The organism is Polymorphospora sp. NPDC051019, from assembly GCF_040683055.1.
Taxonomy (GTDB): Bacteria; Actinomycetota; Actinomycetes; order Mycobacteriales; family Micromonosporaceae; genus Polymorphospora; species Polymorphospora lycopeni.
On the sequence record NZ_JBFBCH010000003.1, the window covers coordinates 279,816 to 303,204 of the forward strand.

A 23,389-nucleotide genomic window follows, 5' to 3' on the forward strand; every position below is an offset into this window, starting at 1 on the left:
GTACTACGGGTGTAGTTGTTAGGGTGAGCACATGCCGAGCAGGCAGGACCAACTACTGGATGCCGCGATCGAGGTGCTGGGCACCGGCGGCCCACGCAACCTCACCCACCGGGCCGTCGATTCCCGGGCCGGACTCCCCGCCGGCTCCGCCTCCAACCACTTCCGCACCCGCGAGGCGCTGCTCTCCGGCATCGTCACCCGGCTGGTCGAACTCGACCGCGTCGACTGGCAGGGGCTCGCCGCCACGGTCCGCCCACGCGACGCCGACGAGTTGGCCGGCGCCCTGGCCGACTTCGTCCGGTACGCCACCGGGCCCGGCCGGCACCGCACCCTCGCCCGCTACGCGCTCGGCCTCGAGGCCGCCGTACGCCCGGCGCTCCAGGCCGAACTGCGGCGCGGCCAGGAGGTGATCGTCGGATGGGGCGTGGTGTGGCTGCGCGACCTCGGCTCGACCGACCCGGCGCGGGACACCCGACTGGTCATGGACCACCTGGACGGCACCATGCTGCACCAACTGTCGATGCCGGTCGCCGGCTTCGACCCCCGCCCCGGCATCCGGGCCGTGCTCGCCGGCGTACTCGGTCGTTGACGACGATGGCCGGGCGCCGGGTCCGGCGCTGACGACGATGGCCGGGCGCCCCTCGGGCGGCCCGGCCATCGGTCGCTTCGGCTAGTACACCGACAGGTGTACGTGGTTGGTGTGGTCGCTGGACGGGTCGCCGCCGCCCCGGTACGCCTTCCAGCCGCTGCCGGGCAGCCAGATCTGCTTGAACCAGATCACGTAGAGCACGCCGAGCCGGCTGGCGTTGTTGACGTAGTACGCGGCCAGGTTGTTGCCGTATGTGCGGTCGCCGCCGGTCGCCACGCCCCCGAACCCGCCCTTCTGGGCGGCGAAGTCGCAGGCCCGGCCCTTCGGGTGTTCACCGGAGCCACCGCTGCGGTAGCAGGAGACGTACCGGGTGAAGCCGGCCGCCTTGGCCTGGTTGAGCGCGTGCAGCGTGCGCGGGGTGATGCAGCCCGAGGTGGTCGGGTCGTTGATCGTGCACCCCTCGCTGGGCCACGAGCCGTTGGCGTTGCGCGGTGCCGGCTTCGCCGACGCGGACCCGGAACCCGACCCGGAGCCCGAGCCCTGCACCCCGGAGCTGGACTGGCCGCTGCCGGCCTCGGCCAGCGCCCGTTCGGCCTGCTTCTTGCGCTGCTCCATGGTGGCGAGCTGCTTCTTCTGCTCGCGGATCTCGTTGTCGACCGCGGCCCGGGCGCGGGTCTGGAGCTCCTGCGTCTCCTGGAGCAGCCGCAGCTGCCGGTCCTCGCTGGCGGCGAGGTTGCCCAGCGCCGTGGTCCGGTCCAGGAAGCCCTCCGGTGAGCTGGTGTTGAGCAGGGCGGCGATCGGCCCGATCCGGCCGGTGCGGTAGGCCCGCGAGGCCAGCTCGCCGACCGCCTGGCTGCGTACGGTCAGCTCCTCGCCGATGGTCTTCAGCCGGGCGTCGAGTTCCTTCTGGCGCTTGGTGGAGTTGTCGAGCGCCGCCTTGGCGTCGACGTATCCCTTGGTGGCGGCGTCGAGCTGGTCGCGCAGCTTCTTGGTGCCGCCCTCGTCGATGTCGCCCGGCGCGAGTGCCTGCCGGGCCGGGACGCTGCCGACCGGCGCGGCGGTCGCCGGTGCCGCGCCGAACGCGACGGCGACGGCCAGCAGCGCGGCCAGGAGTCCTTTTTCTCTCAACCTCACGAACAGTCCTTCCGTCAGCCGCCGACCGGGTTAGCTGACGGGTTCGGGACGGAAGATCCCTACCGCTGTCGCGGATGCACCCCGAGTAACGATGGTTCCCCGGCTCGCCAAGGCGATTAGGCGACGGCCGCCGCAGGCACCGAGGGGCGCCGCCCGGCGGAGGCCGCGGCCGAGCCTACCGGTAGCCGTCCGGCGGGCGGGGGACAGCAAGTGCGGTGATCCACTGATATTTCAGGACAAAGCTGGCCGACAGTATCGGGCAGGTCACGAAACTTAAGTCGCAGCTAAGGTCACCAGTGCGCCGGGCCGCAATCGCCCTTCGACGCAGCGGGTTCGACCTGCAACGTGGCGTGTTCGATGTGGAAGTCGTCGTGCAACGCCTCCCGCGCGGCGGCCAGCACCGTGCCGACCTCGGCGGCCGGGTCGACCGTCAGGTGCGCCGAGGCGACATCCATGCCCGAGGTCAGTGTCCACACGTGCAGGTCGTGCACGTCCGACACCCCTGGTACGGCCGCCAGCCGGGCCTGCACCGCCGGCACGTCGAGGTGCTCCGGGGCGGCCTGGACCAGGATCCGTACCGCCGCCCGGGCCAGCTTCCAGGTGCGCGGCAGGATGAACAGGCCCACCGCGACCGCCACCACCGGGTCGACCCAGTACCAGTCGGTCAGCGTGATCAGCCCGGCGGCCACGATGACCCCGACCGAGCCGAACAGGTCGCCGAGCACCTCCAGGTAGGCCCCGCGCACGTTGATGCTCTCCTGCGCGCCGGCGCGCAGGAGCATGAACGCGACGATGTTGGCGATCAGGCCGAGTACGGCGACCAGCATCATCGGCCCGGCCAGCACGTGCGGGGGATCGTCGAACCGGCGTACCGCCTCGATCAGCACGTAGATCGCGACCCCGAAGAGCAGCACGGCGTTGGCCAGCGCGGCGAGCACCTCGAGCCGGTAGAGGCCGAAGGTCCGCTGCGGGTCGCCGGCTGCCCGGCGGGCCGCCGTGATCGCGGCGAGGGCCATCCCGATCCCGAGTACGTCGGTGAACATGTGCCCGGCGTCGGAGAGCAGCGCCAGCGAGCCCGTGATCAGGGCGGCGACCGCCTCGACCACCATGAAGACGGCGATCAGGAAGAAGGCGGCCCACAGCCGTCCCCGGTGCTTCTCGCCGGCCCGCTTCGCCTGCGCGCCGTGGTCGTGCCCGTGTCCCACGCGCTCCGCCCTCCGTCCGGTGGCCACCCCGGCGGCGGCCTGATCCAATGTATGTTCACATCGCTATGTATGCAAACATTGCACTGGTAACCACTTCCGGTAACCGTCACGGTCGGCGAAGGGTTTACTGTTCGCTATACTCCGTTCGTCGGGGAAGCCGAGTGGGAGATATACGTCGTCGACGAGGTGCGGGATTGGATCGATGGTCTGGACCAGGCGACATACAACCGGGTTGTGCAGGCGCTCGACCTGCTCGCGGAGGTCGGTCCTGGCCTTGGGCGGCCGCTGGTTGACACCATTCGCGGATCGCGGCTTGCCCAATTGAAGGAGTTGCGGCCGGGGACCGTGCGTATTCTGTTCGCTTTCGACCCCTGGCGCACAAGTATTCTCCTGGTCGCCGGTGACAAGGCGGGGCAGTGGAACGCCTGGTACCGCGAAGCCATCCCGTTGGCTGAACACCGGTACGAGATCTATCTCAAGGAACGAGCCGGCACGGATGGAGAACGCCATGACTGACTACACCCGGTGGAAGGACGTCCGCGCTGAGTATGTCGCCCGTGCCGGGGGCGAGGAAGCCGTGGCGGCTGGCAAGAAGGAGTTGCTCAACGAGGTGCTGGGCTACCGTCTTGCCGAGATCCGCCGGGCCCGGGGGCTGACCCAGCAGGAGGTCGCCGACCGGATGGGGGTCACCAAGGGCCGCGTCTCCCAGATCGAGCAGGGAAAGATCTCTGGCCAGGACGTACTCGTCCGGTTTGCCGCCGCGCTCGGTGGGCGTCTGCACCAGGCGATCTACTTCGAGGACGGGGACATCTCCGCCATCGCCTGAACCCTGGCCCGTTGCACCCCTTCAGCCGTGGTCGGCCATCGCGGTGACGATCGGGGCGCGGGCCGCCCGCCGGGCCGGGAGTAGCGCCGCCAGCACCCCCGCACCGGCCGCCAACGCCACGAACAGCCCGAGCTGACCCACCGGCACGACCGGCAGGCCGTGGCCGTACGCGCTGATCAGTCCGGTCGCCGCCGCCCAGCCGACGGAAACCCCGAGCAGCACCCCGGCCAGCGCCCCGACCGCGGCGACCAGTGCCGCCTCGGTCAGCAGGACCGCCCGTAGCTGCCGGCGGGACATGCCCAGCGCCCGCATCGTCGCCGACTCGCGGGCCCGTTCGAACACCGACAGCGACAGCGTGTTGCCGATGCCGAACAGGGCGATCAGCACCGACATGCCGAGCAGGGCGGCGAAGATCCCCAGCAGTTCGTCGAGGGACGCGGTCAGCCGGTCGGTCTGGTCGGCCTGGCTGCTCACCTGCACCACCGGGTGGTCGCGCAGCACCGCGTCGATCGCCTGCCGCCCGACCGCCGTCGTGACCCCGGGAGCCAGGTCGACCAGCAGTTCGTCGGGCTGGCTGGGGCCGTACACGGAATCGAACTGCTCGGCCGCGACGAGCGCGGCGCCCTCGGTCGGCGCGTCGTCGTAGACCGCGACCACGGTGAGCGTGCCGAGGGTGCCGAGCGGCACCGGGTCGCCGACGGCGAGTGCCCGCGCGTCGGCGAGCCGGCGGCTGACCGCGACGGTGCCCGGCCGCAGGCCGGCGATGTCGCCGTCGACGACCTCCGGCACGATCGGGCCGCGGAGTTGCTCCGCCGGTACGCTCCACACCCGCAGCCGGTCGTCGAGAAGTTCGTGCCGCAGGCGTACCTCGGCGACGGTCGCGAACTCGGGCCGGGCGGCGAGGACACCGGCGAGTTCCGGCGGCAGCGGTCCGCGCCGGGCGTCGGGTGCCCCGTCGACCCGGGCGTTGCGGAGCACGAACTCGACCGGGAAGTTCTCCTCCAGTTCCCGGCCGGTCTGCTCGCGGGCGGTGGCGAGCAACACGCTGAACATCGACATCAGCGCGACGCCGATCATCAGCGCCATCGTGGTCGCCGCGGCCCGGCGCGGGTTGCGCCGGGCGCCGGCCACGGCCAGCCCCGGTACCGAACCGAAGATCCGGGCCGGTAGCCAGCCGACCGCCCGGACCGCGGCCGGCACCAGCAGGGGGGCGGCGACCACGGTGCCGAGGAAGACCAGCATCCCGCCGCCGAGCACCAGCGGCAGGCCGGCGAACGCCATCGTCAGGCCGGCCGCCCCGGCCAGCAGACCGGTGCCGGCCAGCGCCGCCGCGACCACGACCCGCACCGTACGGCCCCGGCCGGCCGGCTTCTCGGCGAGCGTGCTGTCGCGCAGCGCCGTCAGCGGGCTGACCCGGCCGGCGCCGAGGGCGGGTACGAGCGCGGACGCCACCGCCACGAACGTGCCGAAGCCCAGTGCCACCGCGACCGTCGGCCAGCGCACCACCGGGGCGTGCAGCGGGATGTCGGTGGCGACGAGTTCCCGGCCCCAGATCAGGCCGTACCCGACGAGCAGGCTCGCGACCAGCCCGCCGACCGACGCCACCACCCCGAGCAGCAGCGCCTCCAGCAGCACCGAGCCGGCCACCTGCCGGCGGGTCGCGCCGACGCAGCGCAGCAGGGCGAGTTCGCGGGTGCGCTGGGCGGCCAGGATCGCGAACGTGTTGTAGATGACGAAACCGGACACGGTCAGCGACACCAGGCCGAAGCCGATCAGCACCGCGAGGAAGCCGTCGACGTACTTGGCGGCGTCGCGGGCCAGCCGGTCCCGCAACCGGTCGCCGGTGATCACGTCGTAGTTGGGGTCGACGGCGGCGGCGATCCGGTCGCGCAGCACCGCCGGGTCGGTGCCGGGCCGCGCGGTCACCACCACCTGCGAATACCGCTGCGTCGTGGTGAGCCCGGTCAGGTCGGCGGTGGTCAGGGCCAGCACCGACGAGCCGCCGTAGAGCCGGTTCACGCCGAGGTCGAGGGCGCCGACCACGGTCAGCGGGTGCGGTTCCCCTGCCCGGTCGACGACAGTGATCACGTCGCCGACGGCGTACCGGGCTCGGTCGAGGGTGCCCTGCTCGACCGCGACCTCGCCGGCCGCCGCCGGCAGCCGGCCGGCGGTCACGTCGTACGGGGCGAGCGCGTCGACGGTCGGCAACGACAGGGCGTAGCCGATGTGCGAGCTGTTCATCAGCAGCCGGCCGTCCCGGTCGAGCATGCCGAGCCAGGCGGTGGTGCGGCCGTCGACGGCGGCGACCCCCTCGACCGCCCGGACCCGATCCACCGTGCCGGTCTCGATCATCTCGGTGGGGCGCGGCTCGACGACGACGTCGACGTTGCGGGCCGACCGGGCCAGGTCGTCGTAGAAGGCGGCGCGGGCCGTGTCGCCGTAGACGAGGGTGCCGGCGAGGAAGCTGACCCCGACGACCACGGCAGCGGCGGTCAGGAGCAGCCGTACGGCGTGTGCCCGCAGGCCGGCCAGCGCCAGCCGCAGCAGCGGCCGGTTCAACGGGAGGTGGCGGGTGGGAGGGCGCTCTGCACGCGGTCAGTCTCCCGCCGGCGCCGGGCGCGCGACCATCCACCCTCCTGTCAAGATCCGGACAGCCGGCCGGCGGGCCGGCGCGCCGCTCTGCCGCGCCGCAAGATCCGCGTGATCAGGGGCCGTGGCAGGCGGCGCGCCGACGACACGCGCGACTTACTCCCTGATCACGCAGATCTTGGTTAGGCGTTGGGTGGCTCGGGACAGAGCTACGTAGAGGGTTCGCGCGCCGGCTTCGGCTGCGATCTCGTCGGGGGCCAGCAGGAGTACGCCGTCGTACTCCATGCCCTTGGACTGGAGGCTGGTCACGACCTGGAGGCGGGGGGTGGTGGTCAGCAGCTCCGCCAGCCAGGTCGCCACCTGGGGGTGGCGGGCGGCCGGGGTGATCACGCCCACGGTGCCCTCGACCTCGGCCAGCAGCCGGGTCGTGGCGTCGTGGACGGCCGTCCGCAGTTCGGCGTCCGGCACGGTCAGGGTGACCGGGGGTACGCCGGTCGAGCGGACCGCCTTCGGCAGCGGCAGGTCCGGCAGCACCGCGCGGATCACGGCGGCGGCCTCGGCGAAGATCTCCGCCGGGTTGCGGTAGTTCGTGGACAGCGTGAACTCGTGCCGCCGACGGCTGCCGAGCGCCCGGTCGCGGGCCCGGGCCAGTTCGGCCGGGTCGCCGGTCCACGCGGTCTGCGCCGGGTCGCCGACGACCGTCCACGACGCCAGCCGGCCGCGCCGGCCGAGCATCCGCCACTGCATCGGCGACACGTCCTGTGCCTCGTCGACGACCAGGTGGGCGTAGTCGCGGTAGTCGTCGGGGCGTTCGACCGCCGCCGCGCGGGCGGCCCGCTGCCGGTCGGCGTACGTCGTCACCTCGCGCACGCCGTCGCGTACGTGGTACGGGTCCTGCCCGCGGCGCTTCGGCTTCGGCGGCCGGCCCATCAACTCGTCCAGTTCGTCGAGCAGCGCCACGTCGGCGATGGTCGGCCCGTCGGTGGCCAGCGTCCGGTAGGAGTCGGCGAGCAGCCGGATCTCGGCGTTGGACAGGATGCCGGTCGCGTACCTGCGCAGCCGGGCCGGGTCGGCGAACCAGGCCAGCACGTGCCGGGGCAGCAGCCGGGGCCACCAGGCGCGCAGGAACGAGCGGAACTCCTCCCGTTCGGCGAGGTCGTCCTCGAACTCGATCCGGGTGATCAGCTTTCCGGCGCGGGCCTGCGGCCACAGCGCGTCGAAGAGGCCGTCGATGCCGGCCCGGCGCACCTCGTTGCGGCGGGCGCCACGGGGCAGGGCCCGGTCCCAGATCCGGTCGAGCCGGGCGGCGTCGAGGTGCAGCAGTTCGCCCCGGTAGAGCAGCCGCAGTTCGGTCGGGCGGTCGGGTACGCCGTCGCGGACCGCGCGTTCGAGCACCCGCCGCATCCGCAGCGAGCCCTTGACGGCGGCGACCGGCGTCGGGTCGGCCCGGGTGGCCGTCACGCCGACCACCAGCGAGCCGAGGGAGCGCAGCGTGGCCGCGTCCTCGCCGAGCGACGGCAGCACCGAGCCGATGTAGTCGACGAAGACCGCCGACGGGCCGACGACCAGGATGCCGCCGCCGGCGTACCGGCCGCGATCGGAGTAGAGCAGGTAGGCGGCCCGGTGCAGGGCGACCGCGGTCTTGCCGGTGCCCGGCCCGCCGGAGACGACGGTGACCCCGGAGCCGGGGGAACGGATCGCCTCGTCCTGCTCGCGCTGGATGGTGGCGACGATGTCGCGCATGCCGGTGCCCTTGGCCCGGGCCAGCGTCGCCAGCAGCGCCCCGTCGCCGACGACCCGCATGTCCGGCGGGGCGGCCTGCGGGTCGAGCAGGTCGTCCTCGACCCCGGTGACCCGCTCGCCGCTGGACTGGATCATGCGCCGCCGCACCACGCCGCGGGGGTCGGCGGCGGTCGCCTGGTAGAACGCCGCCGCCGCCGGCGCCCGCCAGTCGATCAGCAGCGGCTCGCCGTTCTCGCCCCGGATGCCGAGCCGGCCGACGTGCAGCACGGTGCCGGCCCGCAGGTCGAGCCGGCCGAAGACCAGGCCCTCGTGTTCGGCGTCGAGCACGTGCCGGCGCCGGGCGGCGTGGAAGACCATCGCGTCGCGCTCGACGAGGGCGCCGAAGTTGCCCACCCCGGCCAGCCGGTAGCCCTCCTTCTCGGCCCGTGCGGCCGAGGCCCGCAACTGGGTCAGCCGCGCGTAGACGCGGTCGACGTGCCGCTGCTCGGTGGCGATCTCCTGCTGGACGGTGCTGACGTCGGTCAACGTATGGGCTCCCGGGCGACGGTCGGTGGCGGCCCGACCAGGGTACGGGGCAGCGACCCGGCTTGCGGCATCCCCGTACCCCACCACCCAATTCAGCCGATCTTGCACTTATCGCCCGACAAAACCGCGCAAAAAGGGGGAGACAAGCGCAAGATCGCGGAGAGTGTCGCGGCGGATCAGCCGGTGAGGGCGAGGTGGGGCTCCAGGGCGCGGGCGGTCACCGCGCGCAGGGCGGTGTTGACCTCGTCGGGACGCTCCAGCATCAGCATGTGGCCGGCGCCGGGGCAGACCGTCAGTTCGGTGGTCGGCAGCGCGTCGGCGATCGACTCGGCACACGCCGGCGGGGTGAGCCGGTCGCGGTCCCCGACCAGGGCCGCCGCCGGCACGTCGCCGAGCGCGGCGAGGGTGTCCAGCCGGTGCTGGGCGCCGATCGAGGGGCGCAGCCCGCCGATGGCGCACATCCGGGCCCGGGACACCGCGGAACCCGCGAGCCGTACGTCGTCGGAGGCGCACTCGGTGCCGAATAGCAGCCAGCGCAGCGACGGGCGCAGAACCCGCATCAGCAGCGACGGCGGCCGGCACGAGCCGCACCGGGCGAGCACCCCGGCGCCGGCCGTCTCGGCGATCCGGACCAGGCGGGCGAGTGGCGCCGGTAGCCCGTACTCGGTATGGGTGTGTCCCTCGGCGGTGGTGGAGACGAAGAGCAGCCCGGCGACCCGGTCGGCGAACGCCCCGGGGTGCCGGTGGGCGTACTCCATGATCGTCATTCCGCCCATCGAGTGGCCGGCGAGCACCACCGGTCCGCTCGGCACGGCCTGTTCCAGCACCCGCGCCAGGTCGTCGCCGAGTTGCGCCAGGGTGGCCGACGGCAGGGGAGCCGAGCCGGAGCGTCCGTGCCCGCGCGCGTCGTACGTCACCACCCGGATCCGGTCCCCGTACGCCTCGTGCAGCGCGACCCGCTGCCGGCGCCAGATGCGTCCGTCGAGGGTCCAGCCGTGCAGCAGTACGACCGTCAGCGGGGCGTCCGGCGGCCCGGTCGACTCGACATGGGCGGGTACGCCGGCGGAGAACTCGGCCGGAACGACGGTGACCACCGGTTCGGTGACCGGACTGGGCATGGGGGGACACCTCCCCGTTCGATCGACGGCCACCCCTTACCAGTGGGTAACCATGGTGCCCGGGACGGGGATGACTTGTCGTTGTTTCGGGATCTTCGTCACTTTCGCTGGGCTCCCCGCCGGGGTCCCTGATGCTTACCCGGCATCCCAATTGGTGAACCGTTCCGGTGACAATGGTCGCAATCCGGTTCCCGACCGGCCGGTAGCGAATCAAGCTGACTGGGTGTCGTCGCCCATGAGCACCGAGAACGCTCCCGCCCCACGCCGCACCGCCGGGCCGATGGAGGCGCTGAGCGACCTGCTGGCCGGAAACCGGCGCTTCGTCGGTGGCCGGCCCCGCCACGGCCACCACGTGTCGGCCGCCGCCGCGGCCGCGTCCGGTGAGCAACAGCCGTCCGCCGTCGTCATCGGCTGCATCGACTCGCGGGTGCCGTTGGAGGCGATCTTCGACCAGACCTTCGGCTCGATCTGCGTGGTGCGGTCCGGGGCGCACGTGCTCGACCTCGCCGTACGCGGCTCGGTCGAGTTCGCGCTCGGCCAGCTCCGGGTGCCGCTGGTCGTCGTACTCGGGCACCAGCGCTGCGGCGCCGTCGGGCTGACCATCGAGGCGTTGCGGGCCGGGCAGCGGCCGGACGGCGCGCTGGCCTACCTGTTCGACGAGATCGCCCCGGCCGTCCTCGAGGTCGGGCTGGACGCCGAGGACCTGCAGACCAAGGCCGTACGCCGGCACGTCGAGCGCACCGTCGAGCGGCTGGGCACGTTCGCCGTGCCGGGGCAGGTCGACGTCGTCGGCGCCGTCTACGACCTGAACAGCGGCAAGGTCGCGCTGCTCGACTGACCGCCGGTGGAAACGGAAGCGCCCCGCCGTCGGCGGGGCGCTTCGGTGTCTTTCGAGCGGAGGACTCAGCCCTCGAAGACGCCGGCGTCGACCAGGCGCTTCTCGGTGGCGTCCCAGCCGTCGCCCGGGTGCGACGCGGCGAGGGAGTTGATCTCGGCCCGGATCTTGGCGGCGTGGCCCGCGCCGGCGAGCACCCGGATCTCCTCGACGAACGCCTCGGAGTCGGTGCGCAGGTGGGCGGTCTTGCCGTTGGTCAGGTTACGCACGTAGGCGAACTTGCCGCCGTTGAGCGGGATCAGGTACTTGAACTCGCCCAGCACGCTCAGGGCGCCACCCTGGCCGGCCTGGCCGGCGCGGACGGATGCGCGGGCGGTCTTCGAGGTGTTGCTCGCCACGGAGGTACTCCTTGCACGACATGCACGACATGGGAAAGGCACACCACTCTACCGCATCCGCCAACCGTCCCTCAGGCGCCGATCGGGACCGGCCGACCTGCCGTCCGGCCCGTCCCCGGCGTCCGGTTAGCTATTTGGAGGGCCAGTTCGCCGATTCCCTGGCGCACCATCCGTCACACCAGTCATCATGTGTGCAGCACCGACTGGTGATCGAGGTCGTAGGGGAAGACGCACCTCGCTCTCCGGGAGGTCACCGTGCCAACGCGTGGCGTCGTATACGTCCACTCGACCCCCCTCGCCGTGTGCCCACACGTCGAGTGGGCGATCGCGCGCGTCCTCACCGCGCCGGTCAACCTGCACTGGACGACCCAACCGGTCGATCCCTCCGCCAGACGGGCGGAGTGCAGTTGGACCGGACGGCCGGGGACGGGCGCAGAGTTGGCTGCTGCCCTCCGGCAGTGGCCGATGATCCGCTTCGAGATCACCGAGGAACCGAGCGCCGGGGTCGACGGCGAACGGTTCATGTACGTACCGGGCCGGGGACTCTTCCGCGCCGCCATGGGCGCCGCGGGAGACACCCAGCTCGGCGAAGACCGGCTCCGGGCGATCATGGCGGCCGCCCGGGCGCCGGAAGCACTGGCGCACGCCTTGGAGAAGGCGCTCGGCACACACTGGGACGCCGAACTGGAGCCCTACCGCTACGCGGGGGACGGGGCTCCGGTGACGCTGCTCACCCGGGTCGGCTGACCGCTTCCTCCCTGTCATGACCGCGCCGGCCGGTTCGGCCGCCCGGGACGTCCCGTCCCGGCGGTCGGCCGGCCGGTCCTGCGACATGCGCCGATTTGCCGGGCCGGGGCGGCGGCTGGTGGGATGGCGGCGTGTCGAATCCCCGGTGGCGGACCGCCGTCGCGCTCACCGTCCTGACCGCGCTGACCCTCGCCGGCTGTGGCGCCGACCCCGGCCCGCCCGCCGAACCGGAGCGGTCACCCACCAGCACCCCCGCCCCGGCGGCGACCCCGTCACCGGACGACCCCGCCGCGCTGGCGGCCGCCGCCGTGGTCGCCACCCTGGGTGACGAGGACCTCGCCGGCCAGGTCCTGATGCCCTACGCGTACGGCAACTCGGCGACGAAGGTGACGGCCGGCTCGGCCGCCGGCAACCAGAAGCTGGCCGGCGTCGACACCCCGGCGCAGATGGTCGAGAAATACCGTCTCGGCGGGCTGATCCTGGTCGGCTTCTCCGCCGACGACCCCACCGGCGGCAACCAGCCCACCACCAATGTCGAGAACCCGAAGCAGGTCCACGACCTGACCGCCGGGCTGCAGAAGGCGGCGGCCGGGCTGCCCGCCGGCAAGGCACCGGCCGGCGGACCCGCCGCACCGCTGCTGATCGGCACCGACCAGGAGTACGGCGCCGTCACCCGGATCCGGACCGGGGTCACCCAACTGCCGACCGCGATGGCGTTCGGCGCGGCCGGCGACGCGGGCCTGACCGAGTCCGCCTGGCACGTCGCCGGCGCCGAACTGGCCGCCCTCGGCGTCAACGTCGACTTCGCGCCGGTCGCCGACGTACTCGGCGCCTCGGACAGCGTGGTCATCGGCTCGCGGTCGTACGGCTCCGACCCGAAGGCCGCGGCGGTCCAGGTCGGCGGCGCGGTCCGCGGGCTGCAGCGCGCGGGCGTCGCGGCGACCCTCAAGCACTTTCCCGGGCACGGCCACACCGCCGCCGACTCGCACACCGACCTGCCGGCGCTGAACCAGGACCGGGCCGCGCTCGACGCCGACGACCTGCCGCCGTTCAGGGCCGGGATCGACGCCGGCGCCTGGCTGGTGATGTCCGGCCACCTCGACGTGCGGTCGATCGACCCCGGCACCGCGGCCACCTTCTCCCGCAAGGTGCTGACCGACCTGCTCCGCGGCGAACTCGGGTTCACCGGAGTGGTCGTCACCGACGGCATGAACATGGCGCCGGCCCAGCAGTGGCCGGCCGGCGAGGCCGCCGTCCGGGCGATCAACGCCGGCAACGACCTGCTGCTGATGCCGCCGGACGTGGCGGCCGCCCACGCCGGGCTGCTCGCCGCCCTGCGTGACGGCTCGCTGCCCCGGGAGCGGCTGGTCGAGGCGGCCACCCGGGTGCTCACCCTGAAGTTCCGCCTCGCCGGGCAGGCCCGGCCCGAGATGTCGACCGTCGGCAGCACCGCGCACGCCGAGGCGGTCGGCAAGCTCAGCGCCGCCGCGATCACCCAACTGCGCGGCGCCTGCGCGACCCCGCCCGTACGCGGGCCGATCACCGTGTCGTCGTCGGGCGGCCGGGACGGCACCCGCGCCGCGCTCACCGAGGCGCTGCGGGCCAACGGCGTCAAGGTCGTCGACAGCGGAGGCACCGTCGTGCACCTCGTCGGGTACGGCGACGGGGCCGGCGACCTGCGGGCCGATGCCGACGTCACGGTCGGCATGGACACGCCGTACCTGCTCGGCAGGGCGAAGTCCGGGGTGCTGATCGCGACGTACTCGTCGAGCCGGCTGTCGATGACCGCGCTGGCGCGGGTGCTGGCCGGCAAGGCGGGCAGCCCGGGCCGCTCGCCGGTCGAGGTCGCCGGGCTACCCCGGACGTCCTGCCGGTAGCCGGACCCGCCTACCGGCGGGGCGCCGGGGAAACGCCAAGATCCGCGTGATCAGGGGCTGGTCACCGCGGCGCGCCGGCGACACGCGGGACGTACTCCCTGATCACGCGGATCTTGGGGTGGGGCTGGGTGGGTCTCAGACCCGGGTGAAGACCAGGGCCACGTTGTGGCCGCCGAAGCCGAACGAGTTGTTCAGGGCGGCCGGGATGTCCAGGTGGCGGGCCTTGTTCGCGGCCACGTCGAGGCTGAGGTCGTCGTCCGGGTCGTCGAGGTTGATCGTCGGCGGGACGATGCTGTCGCGGATGGCCAGGATGGTGGCGATCGACTCCAGCGCGCCGGCGGCACCGAGAAGGTGGCCGGACATCGACTTGGTGGCGGTCAGCACCGGGTGGTCGCCCAGCGCGAGCCGCAGCGCGGCGATCTCGGCCATGTCCCCGACCGGCGTCGAGGTGGCGTGGGCGTTGACGTGCACGATGTCGCTCTTCGCGACACCGGAGTCGGCCAGCGCCTTCGTGATCGCCCGTACCGCGCCCGAACCCGCCGGGTCCGGCTGCACGATGTCGTAGCCGTCCGACGTGATGCCGGAGCCGGCCAGCCGGGCGTAGACGCGGGCGCCGCGGGCGGCGGCGTGGTCGGCCCGTTCGAGTACGAGCGCACCGGCGCCCTCACCGAGGACGAAGCCGTCCCGGGCCTTGTCCCACGGCCGGGAGGCGCGTTCCGGGTCGTCGTTGCGGGTCGACATGGCCCGCATCGAGGCGAACCCGGCGATCGGCATCGGGTGGATGACGGCCTCGGTGCCACCGGCCAGCACCACGTCGGCCCGGCCGGCCCGGATCAGGTCCAGGCCGAGCGCGACCGCCTCCGCGCCGGTCGCGCAGGCGCTGGCGACCGAGTGCACCCCGGCCTTGGCACCCAGTTCGAGACCGACCCAGGCGGCCGGTCCGTTGGGCATCAGCATCGGAATGGTGTGCGGGGACACCCGCCGCGGACCGGAGGCCTCCAGGATGTCGTCCTGGGCGAGCAGGGTCTGCGCCCCGCCGATCCCGGAGCCGACACTCACGGCCAGCCGCTCGGGGTCGAGACCCGAGTCGACCAGTCCGGCGTCGGCCCACGCCTGGTGCGCGGCGATCAACGCGATCGCCTCGGACCGGTCGAGCCGGCGGAGCCGGACCCGGTCGAGGACCTCGGCCGGGTCGACGGCGAGTTCGGCCGCGATGCGGACCGGAAGCTGGGCGGCCCACTCCTGGGTGAGCGCGCCCACCCCGGAGCGGCCGGCGAGCATGGCCTCCCAGGTCGACGCGACGTCCCCGCCCAGCGGGGTCGTCGCGCCCAGCCCGGTGACGACGACGTCGGTACGACTCATGTCAGGACTGCGCCTCGATGTACGCGACCGCGTCACCCACGGTCTTGAGGTTCTGCACCTCGTTGTCGGGGATCTTGACGCCGAACTTCTCCTCGGCGGCGACGACGACCTCGACCATGGACAGCGAGTCGACGTCCAGGTCGTCGGTGAACGACTTTTCCGCGGTCACGTCGTCCGGGTTCACGCCGGCGACCTCTTCGAGGATCTCGGCGAGACCGGCGGTGATTTCGTCACGGGTGGGCATCTTCGGTGTCTTCCTCTCGATGGGTGGGTCGTTTCCGGTCAGGCGCCGCTACGGACAGCGGACGACCTGCCCGGCGTAGGTGAGGCCGCCGCCGAACCCGAAGAGCAGGACCGGGGCGCCCGAGGGCACCTCCCGGCGCTCGACCAGCTTCGACAGGGCCAGCGGCACGCTGGCCGCGGAGGTGTTGCCGGACTCCACGATGTCCTTGGCGATCAGGGCCTGGGGCATCCCGAGCCGCTTGGCGATGCCCTCGATGATCCGGGCGTTGGCCTGGTGCGGCACGAACGCGGCGATCTCCTCGGGGGCCACCCCGGCCCGCTCGCACGCCTTGAGGGCCATCGGGGCCAGCGCCGTGGTCGCCCAGCGGAAGACGGCCTGGCCCTCCTGCTGGATGTACGGCCGCCAGCCCTCGATGCGTACGGCGTCGCTCTTCTCCGGCACCGAGCCCCACACGACCGGGCCGATCCTCGACGGCTCGTCCGGGCCGGTGGCGCTGACCACGGCCGCGCCCGCCGCGTCGCCGAAGATGATGCAGGTCGAGCGGTCGGTCCAGTCGACCATGTCGGACAGCTTCTCGGCCCCGATCACGATCGCGTTGCGGGCCGCCCCGGCGCTCAGCGCGTGGTCGACGGTGGCCAGCGCGTAGGAGAAGCCGGAGCAGGCGGTGTTGATGTCGTACGCGCCCGGGGCGCTGATGCCGAGCCGGGCGGCGACCCGGCAGGCGACGTTGGGGCTGCGGTCGATCGCGGTGCAGGTGGCGACCACGACGAGGTCGATGTCGGCGGCGCTGAGGCCCGAGTTGGCCAGCGCCTTGCCGGCGGCGGCGGTCGCCATGTCGGCGACCGACTCACCGTCGGCGATGCGCCGGGTGACGATGCCGACCCGGTCGCGGATCCACTCGTCGTTGGTGTCGACCATCCGGGCCAGGTCGTCGTTTGTCAGTACCCGGGACGGCTGGTAGTGCCCGAGGGAGACGATGCGTGATCCCATGCTTGGCTACCTCTCCTTCGCGCCGGAGATCCGGGCGTACGGGGCGCTCACAGGTGCCCGCCGAGGCGGGCGAGGGGCTGGCCGGGCGCGACCGGGTCGTTGTGGGCGGCCAGCCATTCGGTGAGTACGCCGGAGCCGTGCGCCGCCACGTCGACCGGACCCTGCCGGGTCGCGATGTGGCCGATGAGTTCGCCAGCGCCGATGCTGTCGCCCTCGGTGAGCCGGGGGGCCGGCTCGAACGTTCCGGCGCCGGGGGAGACCACGACCCGGAACCGGGAGGCCGGTTCGTGGCTCGGGGCCGTGCCGTGCCGGGCGATCAGGTCCCGGGCCGCCGGCAGGTCGTCGGGTGTCCGGAGGGTGACGAGCTCGGGCAGGCCCGAGTCCTTCAGCTCCCGCTTGATCAGGTTGGTCAGCGCGCCGGCCGGGGGCAGCTCGATCACCGCGGTCACGCCGAGGTCGACCAGCGTACGCATGCACAGGTCCCAGCGCACCGGCGCGGTGACCTGGCGGACCAGGCGCTGCAGCATCTCCCGGCCGTGGGGCACGGGGGCGCCGTCGACGTTGGAGAGCAGGATCCGGGCCGGGTCGGCCGGCGTGATGCCGGCGGCGACCACGCCGAGCGCCCGTTCGGCGGTCGCCATGTAGGGGGTGTGGAACGCGCCGGCCACCTGCAGCGGCATCACCCGGGCCCCGGCCGGCTTCTCGGCGGTGAACTTCGCCAGCTTCTCGGCCGCCCCGGCGGCGACGATCTGACCGGCGCCGTTGTGGTTGGCGGCGTGCAGGCCGTACGACTCGATCGCGGCGAGCACCTCGGCCGGCTCGCCGCCGAGCACGGCGGCCATCCCGGTCGGTTCGAGGCCGCAGGCGGCGGCCATCTCGCGGCCGCGTACGGCGGCCAGGGTGATCGCGGCCTCGGCGGGCAGCACCCCGGCGAGCGCGGCGGCGCCCAGTTCGCCGACGCTGTGGCCCGCGGTGAGCGCGACGTCGTGCATCGGCAGGTGCTCGCCGGCGAGCAGGGCGGCGGCGACCAGCAGCGGCTGGGTGCGGGCGGTGTCCTTGATCTCGTCGGCGTCCGCCTCGGTGCCGAGGTGTACGAGGTCGACGCCGGCCAGGGCGGACCACCACCGCAGCCGTGACTCGGCGCCGGGCAGCTCGAGCCACGGGGTGAGGAAGCCGGGCTTCTGGGAGCCTTGGCCGGGAGCGATTACGGCGAGCACGTCTAAGACTCTCCTGGATACCAGCGGGTCACGTGGTTGCCGCGACCGACCAATCCGCACTACGACCTTTGTGGGATGTCTACAACAATCGACGGGGCGGCGATGCTTTATGGGCGGATTGCCGTAAATGTGGGTACCGGTCGCCCCGGGTGGCGTCGTCAGCCGGCGGGAGACACGACCGGCGGTGCCGGGTCCAGCCGGCCGATCGTGAGGGCCACCCGCAGGGTGAACGTGTCCCGGGCCGACAGCGGTGAGAACCCGGTCACGTCACCCACCCGCCGCAGCCGGTAGCGGACCGTGTTCGGGTGCACGAACAGCGCGCGGGCGGCGCTCTCCAGCACCCCACCGGCGGCGAAGAACGCGTCCAGCGTCTCCATCAGCTCGCCACCGGCGCGGACCAGTGGCGCGTACACGTCCTGGCGCAGGGTTCGCCGGGCCTCGCCGTCGCCGGCCAGCGCGCGTTCGGGCAGCAGTTCCACGGCGGCCACCGGGCGCGGTGCCGCCGGCCACGCCGGCGCCGCCCGGAACCCGGCGAGCGCCGCCCGCGCCGAGTCGGTCGCCTCCTCCAGGCGCGGCACCGCCGGTCCCACCACCACCGGCCCGCCGCCGAACCCGGCCAGCATCTTCGTCGCGGCCGCCATCGGGTCCGCCGCCCCGCCGAGCACGACCACCAGCCGGTCACCGTGCACCCCGCCGATGATCTCCACGCCGATCCGGCGGGCCGCCCGGTAGATGGTGTGCAGCACGGCCGCCACCTCGCCGCCCGGCGACCGGCCCACCGCCACCGCGACCGGCTGCGCGTCCCCCCATCCCAGGGCAGCCGCCCGGCTGGCCAGCACGTCCGCGGAGTCGCCCCGCAGCAGCGCGTCGACCAGCAGCGCCTGCAACCGGGCATCCCAGGCGGTCCGTGACTCGGCGGCCCGCGCGTAGACCCGGGCGGCGGCGAACGCGATCTCGCGGGAGAACTTCAGCACCGCCTCCCGCAGCAACCGCTCTTCGCCGCTGGCGGCCAGGTGCGGCACCTGCTCCTCCACCACGTCGATCATCACCTTGATCAGCGCGACGGTCTGTTGCAGGCTGATCGACCGGGCCAGGGCCAGTGGCGCCGCCGCGAACACCTCGTCGGACACCTCGGTCGGGCTGCCCAGCGCCGCGCCACCCTGGCGCAGCCACTCCACGAGCGACCGCACCCCGGTCTGCGCGACCAGCATCACCCAGGCCCGCTGGTCGGCCGGCAGCTCCCGGAACCAGGGCAGGGTCTCGTCCATCCGGGACACGCTCGCCGTCGCCAGCGCGCCCGCCGACCGCTCGATCCGGCGCAGGGTGTCGGCCAGCTCACCGCCGGCCAGCTCGACCGGCACCTGGTCCGTGCCGGTGGCCGGTCCGGGCTCCGCGCCCGGCACCTTCGCCCGGGCGGCCTCCCCGCCCGGCGCCCGGCCGGACGCACGACGCTTCGCCCGCGCCGGCCCGGCACCCTCGGTCACCACCGCCCCAGCCTGCCATGCGGCGCCGCGCCGCCGGAAACGCGGGCGCGTGTCACGATGCTGGGATGATCGCCCGCCCGCACCCTGCCGTGCCGCTGCTCGCGCTGGCCGCGTTCACCGTCCTGCTGGCGCTGGTGACCGGCGGGTGGGCGCCGCTCGACCACCTCGACACCGCGGTCGCCGACGCGCTGCGCCGCCACGGGGCCGGCAACCCCGACCTGGTCGCGGTGGTGCGGGTGGCGACCGACGTCGCCGCCACGTTGCCGTACCTGGCCGCCGGCGTCGTGGTCACCGTCGTCCTCGCGGTACGCCGGGACCGGGTACGCGCCGTCTTCTGCGCCGCCGTCACCGTCGTCGTACCGGTGCTGTGGGCCCTGATGCACTGGCTGCTACACCACCCGCGCCCGCCGGACGCCTTCGTGGAGATCGACAGCAACGGCTTCCCGAGCGGGCACACCAGCAACGCGGCCGCGGCCGCGCTCGCCGCCGTACTGCTGCTCTGGCCCCGGCAGGGGCGGACCGCGCGGACCGTGACGGTGCTGCTGGCGGTGGCGTTCGCCCTGTACGTCGGCATCACCCGGCTCGTCCTGCTCGCCCACTGGCCGGCCGACGTGCTCGGCGGCTGGCTGCTCGCCCTCGGCGTGGTGCCGCTGCTCGCGCGGGCGGCCGTCGCCGGCCGTCCGGCGGCCGCCCGCGGCACCGGCCGGGAGGCCCGCTCAGGGAGCCGGTAGGCGCAGCTCCTGGGCGAGGATCGCGGCCTGCACCCGGCTGCGCAGGCCGAGCTTGGTCAGGATCCGGCTGACGTGGGTCTTCGTGGTGCTCTCCGCCATCGCCAGCCGATCGGCGACCTGCTGGTTCGACAGGCCCAGGCCGAGGCAGGCCAGCACGTCGACCTCCCGCGCGGTCAGCCCGGCCAGTACCCGCCGGTCCGGCGGCGCGCCCCCGGTCGCGGCGAAGGCGGTGATCAGCCGCCGGGTCACCGCCGGGGCGAGGACGCCCTCGCCCCGGGCCACCGTACGCACCGACTCGACCAGCCCGGCGGCGTCGGTGTTCTTCAGCAGGAAGCCGCTGGCACCGGCCCGCAGCGCGCCGTAGACGTACTCGTCGAGGTCGAACGTGGTGAGCACGAGCACGTCGGCCAGCCCGGCCCCGACGATCTCGGCCGTCGCCCAGAGCCCGTCCCGGCCGGGCATCCGCAGGTCGAGCAGGGCCACGTCGGGGCGTACGGCCCGGCACAGCTCGACCGCCTCCGCGCCGTCGGCGGCCTCGCCGACCACCGTGATGTCGGGTGCCGCGTCGAGGATCAGGACCAGGCCGGCGCGTACGGCGGGCTGGTCGTCGGCGACCACCAGGCGGATCGTCACGCCGTCTCCCCACCGGTCGGCAGCTCGGCGCGGACCAGCCAGGTCGGGCCGTGCCGGCCGGCGTCGAAGTGCCCGCGCAGCAGTTCGGCGCGTTCGCGCATGCCCACCAACCCGGCCCCGGCGCCCAGCGCCGCACCCCGGCCGGCCACCTCGGGCAGCGGATTGCTGACCACCAGCCGGACCAGGCCGGGGTCGTAGCCGACCGTCACCGCCGCCCGGCCGGCGCCGTGCTTCAGCGCGTTGGTCAGCGACTCCTGCACGATCCGGTACGCGGCCAGGTCGACGTTGGCGGGCAGTGGCCGGACCGTCCCGGTGGTCTCCAGACGCACGTCCAGCCCGGCGCCACGCGCCTGGGCGATGAGCCGGTCCACCCCGGCCAGCCCCGGCTCGACGGTCCGGGACAGCGCCGGCGTCTCCGGCCCGGCGGCGGCCGGTTCCCGCAGCAGGTCGATCATCCGTCGCATCTCGGCCAGCCCCTGCACACTGTTCTCCCTGATCACCTGTAGGGCCTGCTCGACCCTGGGCCGTTCCAGCCCGGGTACGGACAGCACGGCCGTGGAGTGGATCGCGACCGCGCTGAGGTGGTTGGCGACCACGTCGTGCAGTTCCCTGGCCATCCGGGTGCGTTCGGCGGTGATCGCCTGGCGGCGGTCGAGTTCGGCGAGCCGGGCGGCCTTCTCGGCCCGGTCACGTTCGGCGGTGGCCTGGTCGCGGTACTGCCGTACGGTCAGCCCGGTCAGCACCGGCAGGGTGCCGGCCAGCACGGCCGGGATGCCGGCGGCGACCCCGGTCCAGGAACCGACCACGACCAGACCGGCGACCGCGAGCCCCACCGCCAGCGCGCTGGTGATCCACAGCAGCCAGCGCCACAGTCGCGGCGGCCCGTAGACGACGGCGTCGTAGAGCACCTGGGTGTAGACCAGGATGGTGGCCAGCGACACGCCGAGGAGCACGTCGGCGACCGTGCCGGCGGTGCCCACCGCCAGGCCGGCCCGCGGCGCCACCCGACGTAACGCGACCCCGGCGCAGGTCACCGCCAGCGTCACCGAGAACAGGAACCGGATCTCGGCGGGCGCCGGTGAGATCTCCCGGTAGGCGCCGGTGGCCACGATCAGCAGGCCGCCGACCAGGTACAGGCCGGCCAGCGCGAGGTCCCGCCCCAGCGTCCCGCGTCCCACGCCGAGCAGTCCGGTCACCGTCCGATCACATCACAGCCGGTGCCCCGCCGGCTCCACCCGGCCGACGACGCGGGTGGCGGCGGCGTCCGTCGAAGGATGTACGCCTCCCCCCTTCGATGTATCCGCATCTCGCCGCCAGTGCTGACGTCCACCGCCCGGCCGTCCACGACGCTGGAAGCCGGCCGGACTGTTCGGGGAGGGGTGGCGGCTGTGGTGCTCGCGGTGATCGTGGCGTGTGAGATCGGCTTCTGGGTGGTGCTGGGCGCCGGGCTGGTGGCCCGCTACCTGTTGCGGATGCGCCGGCTCGGGGCGGCGCTGCTGGTCTGCGTACCGCTGGTCGACGTGGTGCTGCTGGTGGCGACCGTGATCGACCTGCGGGGTGGGGCCACGGCGACCTTCGTCCACGGGCTGGCCGCGGCGTACCTCGGGTTCTCGGTCGCTTTCGGGCACTCGATGGTGCGCTGGGCCGACCAGCGGTTCGCGCACCGGTTCGCCGGTGGCCCGCCGCCGTGGAAGCCGCCGAAGGGCGGGCCGGCGCGGGTCAGGTACGAATGGCGTGAATGGGGCAAGGCTGTCTTGGCCTGGGCGATCGCCTGCGCACTGCTCGGCGGCGGCATCCTGCTCGTCGGCGACTTCGCCCGGACCGGGGAACTGGCTGCCTGGGTGGCCCGCCTCACCGCCGTAATCGTGATCTGGCTGCTCGCCTACCCGGTCTGGACAACGATTTCCCATCGATCAGCCGCCGAGTGAGTTTCGCCTCAGTCTCGATGTCACCGACTTCTAGTAGCGTCCAGGGACCGGCCGATGCCGGTCGGGCCCGCGCCACAACCGGCAGCGTAGGCCCGGTATGGACGGCCGCGTCCCACGAGGACGCGCGGGGTTTGGTGAGGAGATCGAGATGGCGCAAGGGGAGGCCGGAAACGGTTGCGCCGACGAAGAGGTCTCCCGGCTGGTCGACCCCCCGGAGGCGGACGCCGCGCCCGGCGGGGCCGGGGCGGGCCGCTGGGTGTGCGGGGTCGGCCCCCACCAACTCGGCCCGCCGGTCCTCGACGACGACGTCGAAGCCGACGAAGACACCGACCCCGTCCCCGACCGGCAGCTCGACGGCTCCACCGTCCTGCCCCGCGGCACCCTGCCCAGCACCTGCCGGACCGACCTGCACGGCTGGGCCGGCGCCCACCGGCACGGCGCCGTCCGCCCGACCCGGCGCAAGAACCGCCGGCAGCGGCCCCCGCGCCGGTGGTGCTGACCGGCGCCCGCCGCCCCGTCAGTCCCGTACCCCGAGGGTGTCGGCCGGTCGCAGCGCCAGCCGCAGCCCGAGCGTCCCGTACGTCGCCACCAGCCAGATCGCGCTCGCGAAGGTGAACGCCACCGTCCCGGCGAGGTTCTTGAACGGGATCATGACCGGCAGCCACAGTGCGGCCAGCAGCAGGTGCCAGCGCAGGAAGCCGGTCCAGCGGCCCACCCTGGCGACGGCGGCGCCCATCACGATCGTCGACAACTGCGACAGCGGCCAGCACATGTCCAGCACCAGCATCCACCCCGGCTCGACCCCCTGCTCCGGATAGGCGAACGCGAAGACCGACCAGAGCATCGCCGGCGCCAGCAGGGCCAGCACGACGATCGGGAACGCCCGGCCCTTGCGCGGACCGGTCGCCCGGGTCGCCAGCACGACCAGGGTCAGGGCCGCCACCCCGCACAGGAAGACCATGCTGGTGGCGTTCTCCAGCGGCTGGACGTCCTGGTCCATCTGGTCGCCGGCGGCCAGCGTGCCGATCGCCCAGGCGACCGCCCCGGCGGTGAGGGCGATCCCGGCCGCCCGGATCCGGGGGACCAGCCGGTGCCGGTCGGCGGCCGGCCGGGGGGCGCCGGGTTCGACCCGGGCCCGTTCGATGTGCACACTCATCGTGACTCCTTCGGTTCGATTCGACTGCCGACGCTGACGATCCGCGTCGACCGTCCCG

At 73.6% G+C, this 23,389-nt stretch carries 23 protein-coding genes and 1 riboswitch; of the genes, 9 read left to right on the forward strand and 14 right to left on the reverse strand.

The window, feature by feature from the left end:
- Positions 1-31: 31 nt before the first annotated feature.
- Positions 32-589, forward strand: coding sequence for a TetR family transcriptional regulator (locus AB0M79_RS08190; RefSeq protein ID WP_364209432.1), 558 nt, complete (start codon positions 32-34; stop codon positions 587-589).
- An 81-nt stretch (positions 590-670) separates the two neighbouring features.
- Here AB0M79_RS08190 and AB0M79_RS08195 read toward each other — a convergent pair whose 3' ends face one another.
- Positions 671-1,717 carry a hypothetical protein gene (locus AB0M79_RS08195; RefSeq protein ID WP_364209915.1) on the reverse strand — a complete coding sequence of 349 codons (1,047 nt, stop codon included), beginning with the start codon at positions 1,715-1,717 and terminating at the stop codon, positions 671-673.
- A 9-nt stretch (positions 1,718-1,726) separates the two neighbouring features.
- Positions 1,727-1,856: riboswitch (cyclic di-AMP (ydaO/yuaA leader) on the reverse strand.
- Positions 1,857-2,013: 157 nt separating this feature from the next.
- Complete coding sequence (locus tag AB0M79_RS08200; RefSeq protein WP_364209435.1) at positions 2,014-2,928, reverse strand: cation diffusion facilitator family transporter; 915 nt, start codon at positions 2,926-2,928, stop codon at positions 2,014-2,016.
- Between the two features lie 168 nt (positions 2,929-3,096).
- Here AB0M79_RS08200 and AB0M79_RS08205 point away from each other — a divergent pair, with 168 nt between their 5' ends.
- Both AB0M79_RS08205 and AB0M79_RS08210 read left to right on the forward strand, forming a co-directional pair.
- A complete protein-coding gene (locus AB0M79_RS08205; protein ID WP_364209918.1) occupies positions 3,097-3,444 on the forward strand; it encodes a type II toxin-antitoxin system RelE/ParE family toxin in 348 nt (115 codons plus the stop codon).
- The gene (locus tag AB0M79_RS08210) at positions 3,437-3,754 is read left to right on the forward strand and encodes a helix-turn-helix transcriptional regulator (RefSeq protein WP_364209438.1); all 318 of its coding nucleotides are present in this window, start codon (positions 3,437-3,439) and stop codon (positions 3,752-3,754) included. Before AB0M79_RS08205 ends, AB0M79_RS08210 begins: the two co-directional genes overlap by 8 nt.
- A 21-nt stretch (positions 3,755-3,775) precedes the next feature.
- On the opposite strand, the gene AB0M79_RS08215 is transcribed toward AB0M79_RS08210, so the two are convergent.
- From AB0M79_RS08215 to AB0M79_RS08225, 3 genes are all read right to left on the reverse strand, one after another.
- A complete protein-coding gene (locus AB0M79_RS08215; RefSeq protein WP_364209441.1) occupies positions 3,776-6,313 on the reverse strand; it encodes an ABC transporter permease in 2,538 nt (845 codons plus the stop codon).
- 186 nt (positions 6,314-6,499) lie between these two features.
- Positions 6,500-8,611 (reverse strand): AAA family ATPase, encoded by a 2,112-nt coding sequence (locus AB0M79_RS08220; protein WP_364209444.1) that lies wholly within the window; start codon positions 8,609-8,611, stop codon positions 6,500-6,502.
- Between the two features lie 176 nt (positions 8,612-8,787).
- Entirely contained in the window at positions 8,788-9,729 is a 942-nt protein-coding gene (locus tag AB0M79_RS08225) for an alpha/beta hydrolase (RefSeq protein ID WP_364209447.1), read from the reverse strand.
- A 235-nt stretch (positions 9,730-9,964) separates the two neighbouring features.
- Between AB0M79_RS08225 and AB0M79_RS08230 the strand changes: the two genes are divergently transcribed.
- Positions 9,965-10,567 (forward strand): carbonic anhydrase, encoded by a 603-nt coding sequence (locus AB0M79_RS08230; RefSeq protein ID WP_364209450.1) that lies wholly within the window; start codon positions 9,965-9,967, stop codon positions 10,565-10,567.
- 65 nt (positions 10,568-10,632) lie between these two features.
- Here the strand turns inward: AB0M79_RS08230 and AB0M79_RS08235 are convergent, their stop codons facing one another.
- The gene (locus AB0M79_RS08235; protein ID WP_357543820.1) at positions 10,633-10,962 is read right to left on the reverse strand and encodes a hypothetical protein; all 330 of its coding nucleotides are present in this window, start codon (positions 10,960-10,962) and stop codon (positions 10,633-10,635) included.
- Between the two features lie 255 nt (positions 10,963-11,217).
- Here AB0M79_RS08235 and AB0M79_RS08240 point away from each other — a divergent pair, with 255 nt between their 5' ends.
- Positions 11,218-11,709 (forward strand): DUF3145 domain-containing protein, encoded by a 492-nt coding sequence (locus AB0M79_RS08240; RefSeq protein ID WP_364209454.1) that lies wholly within the window; start codon positions 11,218-11,220, stop codon positions 11,707-11,709.
- A 131-nt stretch (positions 11,710-11,840) separates the two neighbouring features.
- Complete coding sequence (locus tag AB0M79_RS08245) at positions 11,841-13,586, forward strand: glycoside hydrolase family 3 N-terminal domain-containing protein (protein ID WP_364209457.1); 1,746 nt, start codon at positions 11,841-11,843, stop codon at positions 13,584-13,586.
- Positions 13,587-13,721: 135 nt separating this feature from the next.
- On the opposite strand, the gene fabF is transcribed toward AB0M79_RS08245, so the two are convergent.
- From fabF to AB0M79_RS08270, 5 genes are all read right to left on the reverse strand, one after another.
- Complete coding sequence (gene fabF / locus AB0M79_RS08250; protein ID WP_364209460.1) at positions 13,722-14,948, reverse strand: beta-ketoacyl-ACP synthase II; 1,227 nt, start codon at positions 14,946-14,948, stop codon at positions 13,722-13,724.
- Between the two features lies 1 nt (position 14,949).
- Positions 14,950-15,192: an acyl carrier protein gene (locus AB0M79_RS08255; protein WP_357543824.1), complete on the reverse strand. Its 243-nt coding sequence runs from the start codon at positions 15,190-15,192 to the stop codon at positions 14,950-14,952.
- Between the two features lie 48 nt (positions 15,193-15,240).
- On the reverse strand, positions 15,241-16,182 hold the full coding sequence (locus AB0M79_RS08260) for a beta-ketoacyl-ACP synthase III (RefSeq protein ID WP_357543825.1): 942 nt from the start codon (positions 16,180-16,182) through the stop codon (positions 15,241-15,243).
- A 47-nt stretch (positions 16,183-16,229) separates the two neighbouring features.
- On the reverse strand, positions 16,230-17,399 hold the full coding sequence (locus AB0M79_RS08265; protein WP_364209465.1) for an acyltransferase domain-containing protein: 1,170 nt from the start codon (positions 17,397-17,399) through the stop codon (positions 16,230-16,232).
- A gap of 158 nt (positions 17,400-17,557) precedes the next feature.
- Entirely contained in the window at positions 17,558-18,760 is a 1,203-nt protein-coding gene (locus AB0M79_RS08270) for a helix-turn-helix domain-containing protein (RefSeq protein ID WP_364209921.1), read from the reverse strand.
- A 188-nt stretch (positions 18,761-18,948) separates the two neighbouring features.
- Between AB0M79_RS08270 and AB0M79_RS08275 the strand changes: the two genes are divergently transcribed.
- The gene (locus AB0M79_RS08275; protein WP_364209468.1) at positions 18,949-19,614 is read left to right on the forward strand and encodes a phosphatase PAP2 family protein; all 666 of its coding nucleotides are present in this window, start codon (positions 18,949-18,951) and stop codon (positions 19,612-19,614) included.
- On the opposite strand, the gene AB0M79_RS08280 is transcribed toward AB0M79_RS08275, so the two are convergent.
- Positions 19,600-20,247, reverse strand: a complete 648-nt coding sequence (locus AB0M79_RS08280; protein WP_364209471.1) for a response regulator transcription factor — start codon at positions 20,245-20,247, stop codon at positions 19,600-19,602. The two genes, AB0M79_RS08275 and AB0M79_RS08280, sit on opposite strands and share 15 nt — an antisense overlap.
- Complete coding sequence (locus AB0M79_RS08285; protein WP_364209474.1) at positions 20,244-21,443, reverse strand: histidine kinase; 1,200 nt, start codon at positions 21,441-21,443, stop codon at positions 20,244-20,246. Before AB0M79_RS08285 ends, AB0M79_RS08280 begins: the two co-directional genes overlap by 4 nt.
- A gap of 192 nt (positions 21,444-21,635) precedes the next feature.
- Here AB0M79_RS08285 and AB0M79_RS08290 point away from each other — a divergent pair, with 192 nt between their 5' ends.
- Positions 21,636-22,175 carry a hypothetical protein gene (locus AB0M79_RS08290; protein WP_364209477.1) on the forward strand — a complete coding sequence of 180 codons (540 nt, stop codon included), beginning with the start codon at positions 21,636-21,638 and terminating at the stop codon, positions 22,173-22,175.
- 148 nt (positions 22,176-22,323) lie between these two features.
- Positions 22,324-22,674 (forward strand): hypothetical protein, encoded by a 351-nt coding sequence (locus tag AB0M79_RS08295; protein WP_364209480.1) that lies wholly within the window; start codon positions 22,324-22,326, stop codon positions 22,672-22,674.
- 18 nt (positions 22,675-22,692) lie between these two features.
- On the opposite strand, the gene AB0M79_RS08300 is transcribed toward AB0M79_RS08295, so the two are convergent.
- Positions 22,693-23,331 (reverse strand): hypothetical protein, encoded by a 639-nt coding sequence (locus tag AB0M79_RS08300; RefSeq protein WP_364209483.1) that lies wholly within the window; start codon positions 23,329-23,331, stop codon positions 22,693-22,695.
- Positions 23,332-23,389 lie beyond the last annotated feature (58 nt).

What these genes read in the sequence shown, in the direction of transcription:
- AB0M79_RS08190 (WP_364209432.1), top strand. Translation starts at nt 32, where the DNA reads ATGCCGAGCAGGCAGGACCAACTACTGGATGCCGCGATCGAGGTGCTG.
- AB0M79_RS08210 (WP_364209438.1), top strand. Translation starts at nt 3,437, where the DNA reads ATGACTGACTACACCCGGTGGAAGGACGTCCGCGCTGAGTATGTCGCC.
- AB0M79_RS08225 (WP_364209447.1), bottom strand. Translation starts at nt 9,729, where the DNA reads ATGCCCAGTCCGGTCACCGAACCGGTGGTCACCGTCGTTCCGGCCGAG.
- AB0M79_RS08230 (WP_364209450.1), top strand. Translation starts at nt 9,965, where the DNA reads ATGAGCACCGAGAACGCTCCCGCCCCACGCCGCACCGCCGGGCCGATG.
- fabF (WP_364209460.1), bottom strand. Translation starts at nt 14,948, where the DNA reads ATGAGTCGTACCGACGTCGTCGTCACCGGGCTGGGCGCGACGACCCCG.
- AB0M79_RS08255 (WP_357543824.1), bottom strand. Translation starts at nt 15,192, where the DNA reads ATGCCCACCCGTGACGAAATCACCGCCGGTCTCGCCGAGATCCTCGAA.
- AB0M79_RS08260 (WP_357543825.1), bottom strand. Translation starts at nt 16,182, where the DNA reads ATGGGATCACGCATCGTCTCCCTCGGGCACTACCAGCCGTCCCGGGTA.
- AB0M79_RS08275 (WP_364209468.1), top strand. Translation starts at nt 18,949, where the DNA reads ATGATCGCCCGCCCGCACCCTGCCGTGCCGCTGCTCGCGCTGGCCGCG.
- AB0M79_RS08295 (WP_364209480.1), top strand. Translation starts at nt 22,324, where the DNA reads ATGGCGCAAGGGGAGGCCGGAAACGGTTGCGCCGACGAAGAGGTCTCC.
- AB0M79_RS08300 (WP_364209483.1), bottom strand. Translation starts at nt 23,331, where the DNA reads ATGAGTGTGCACATCGAACGGGCCCGGGTCGAACCCGGCGCCCCCCGG.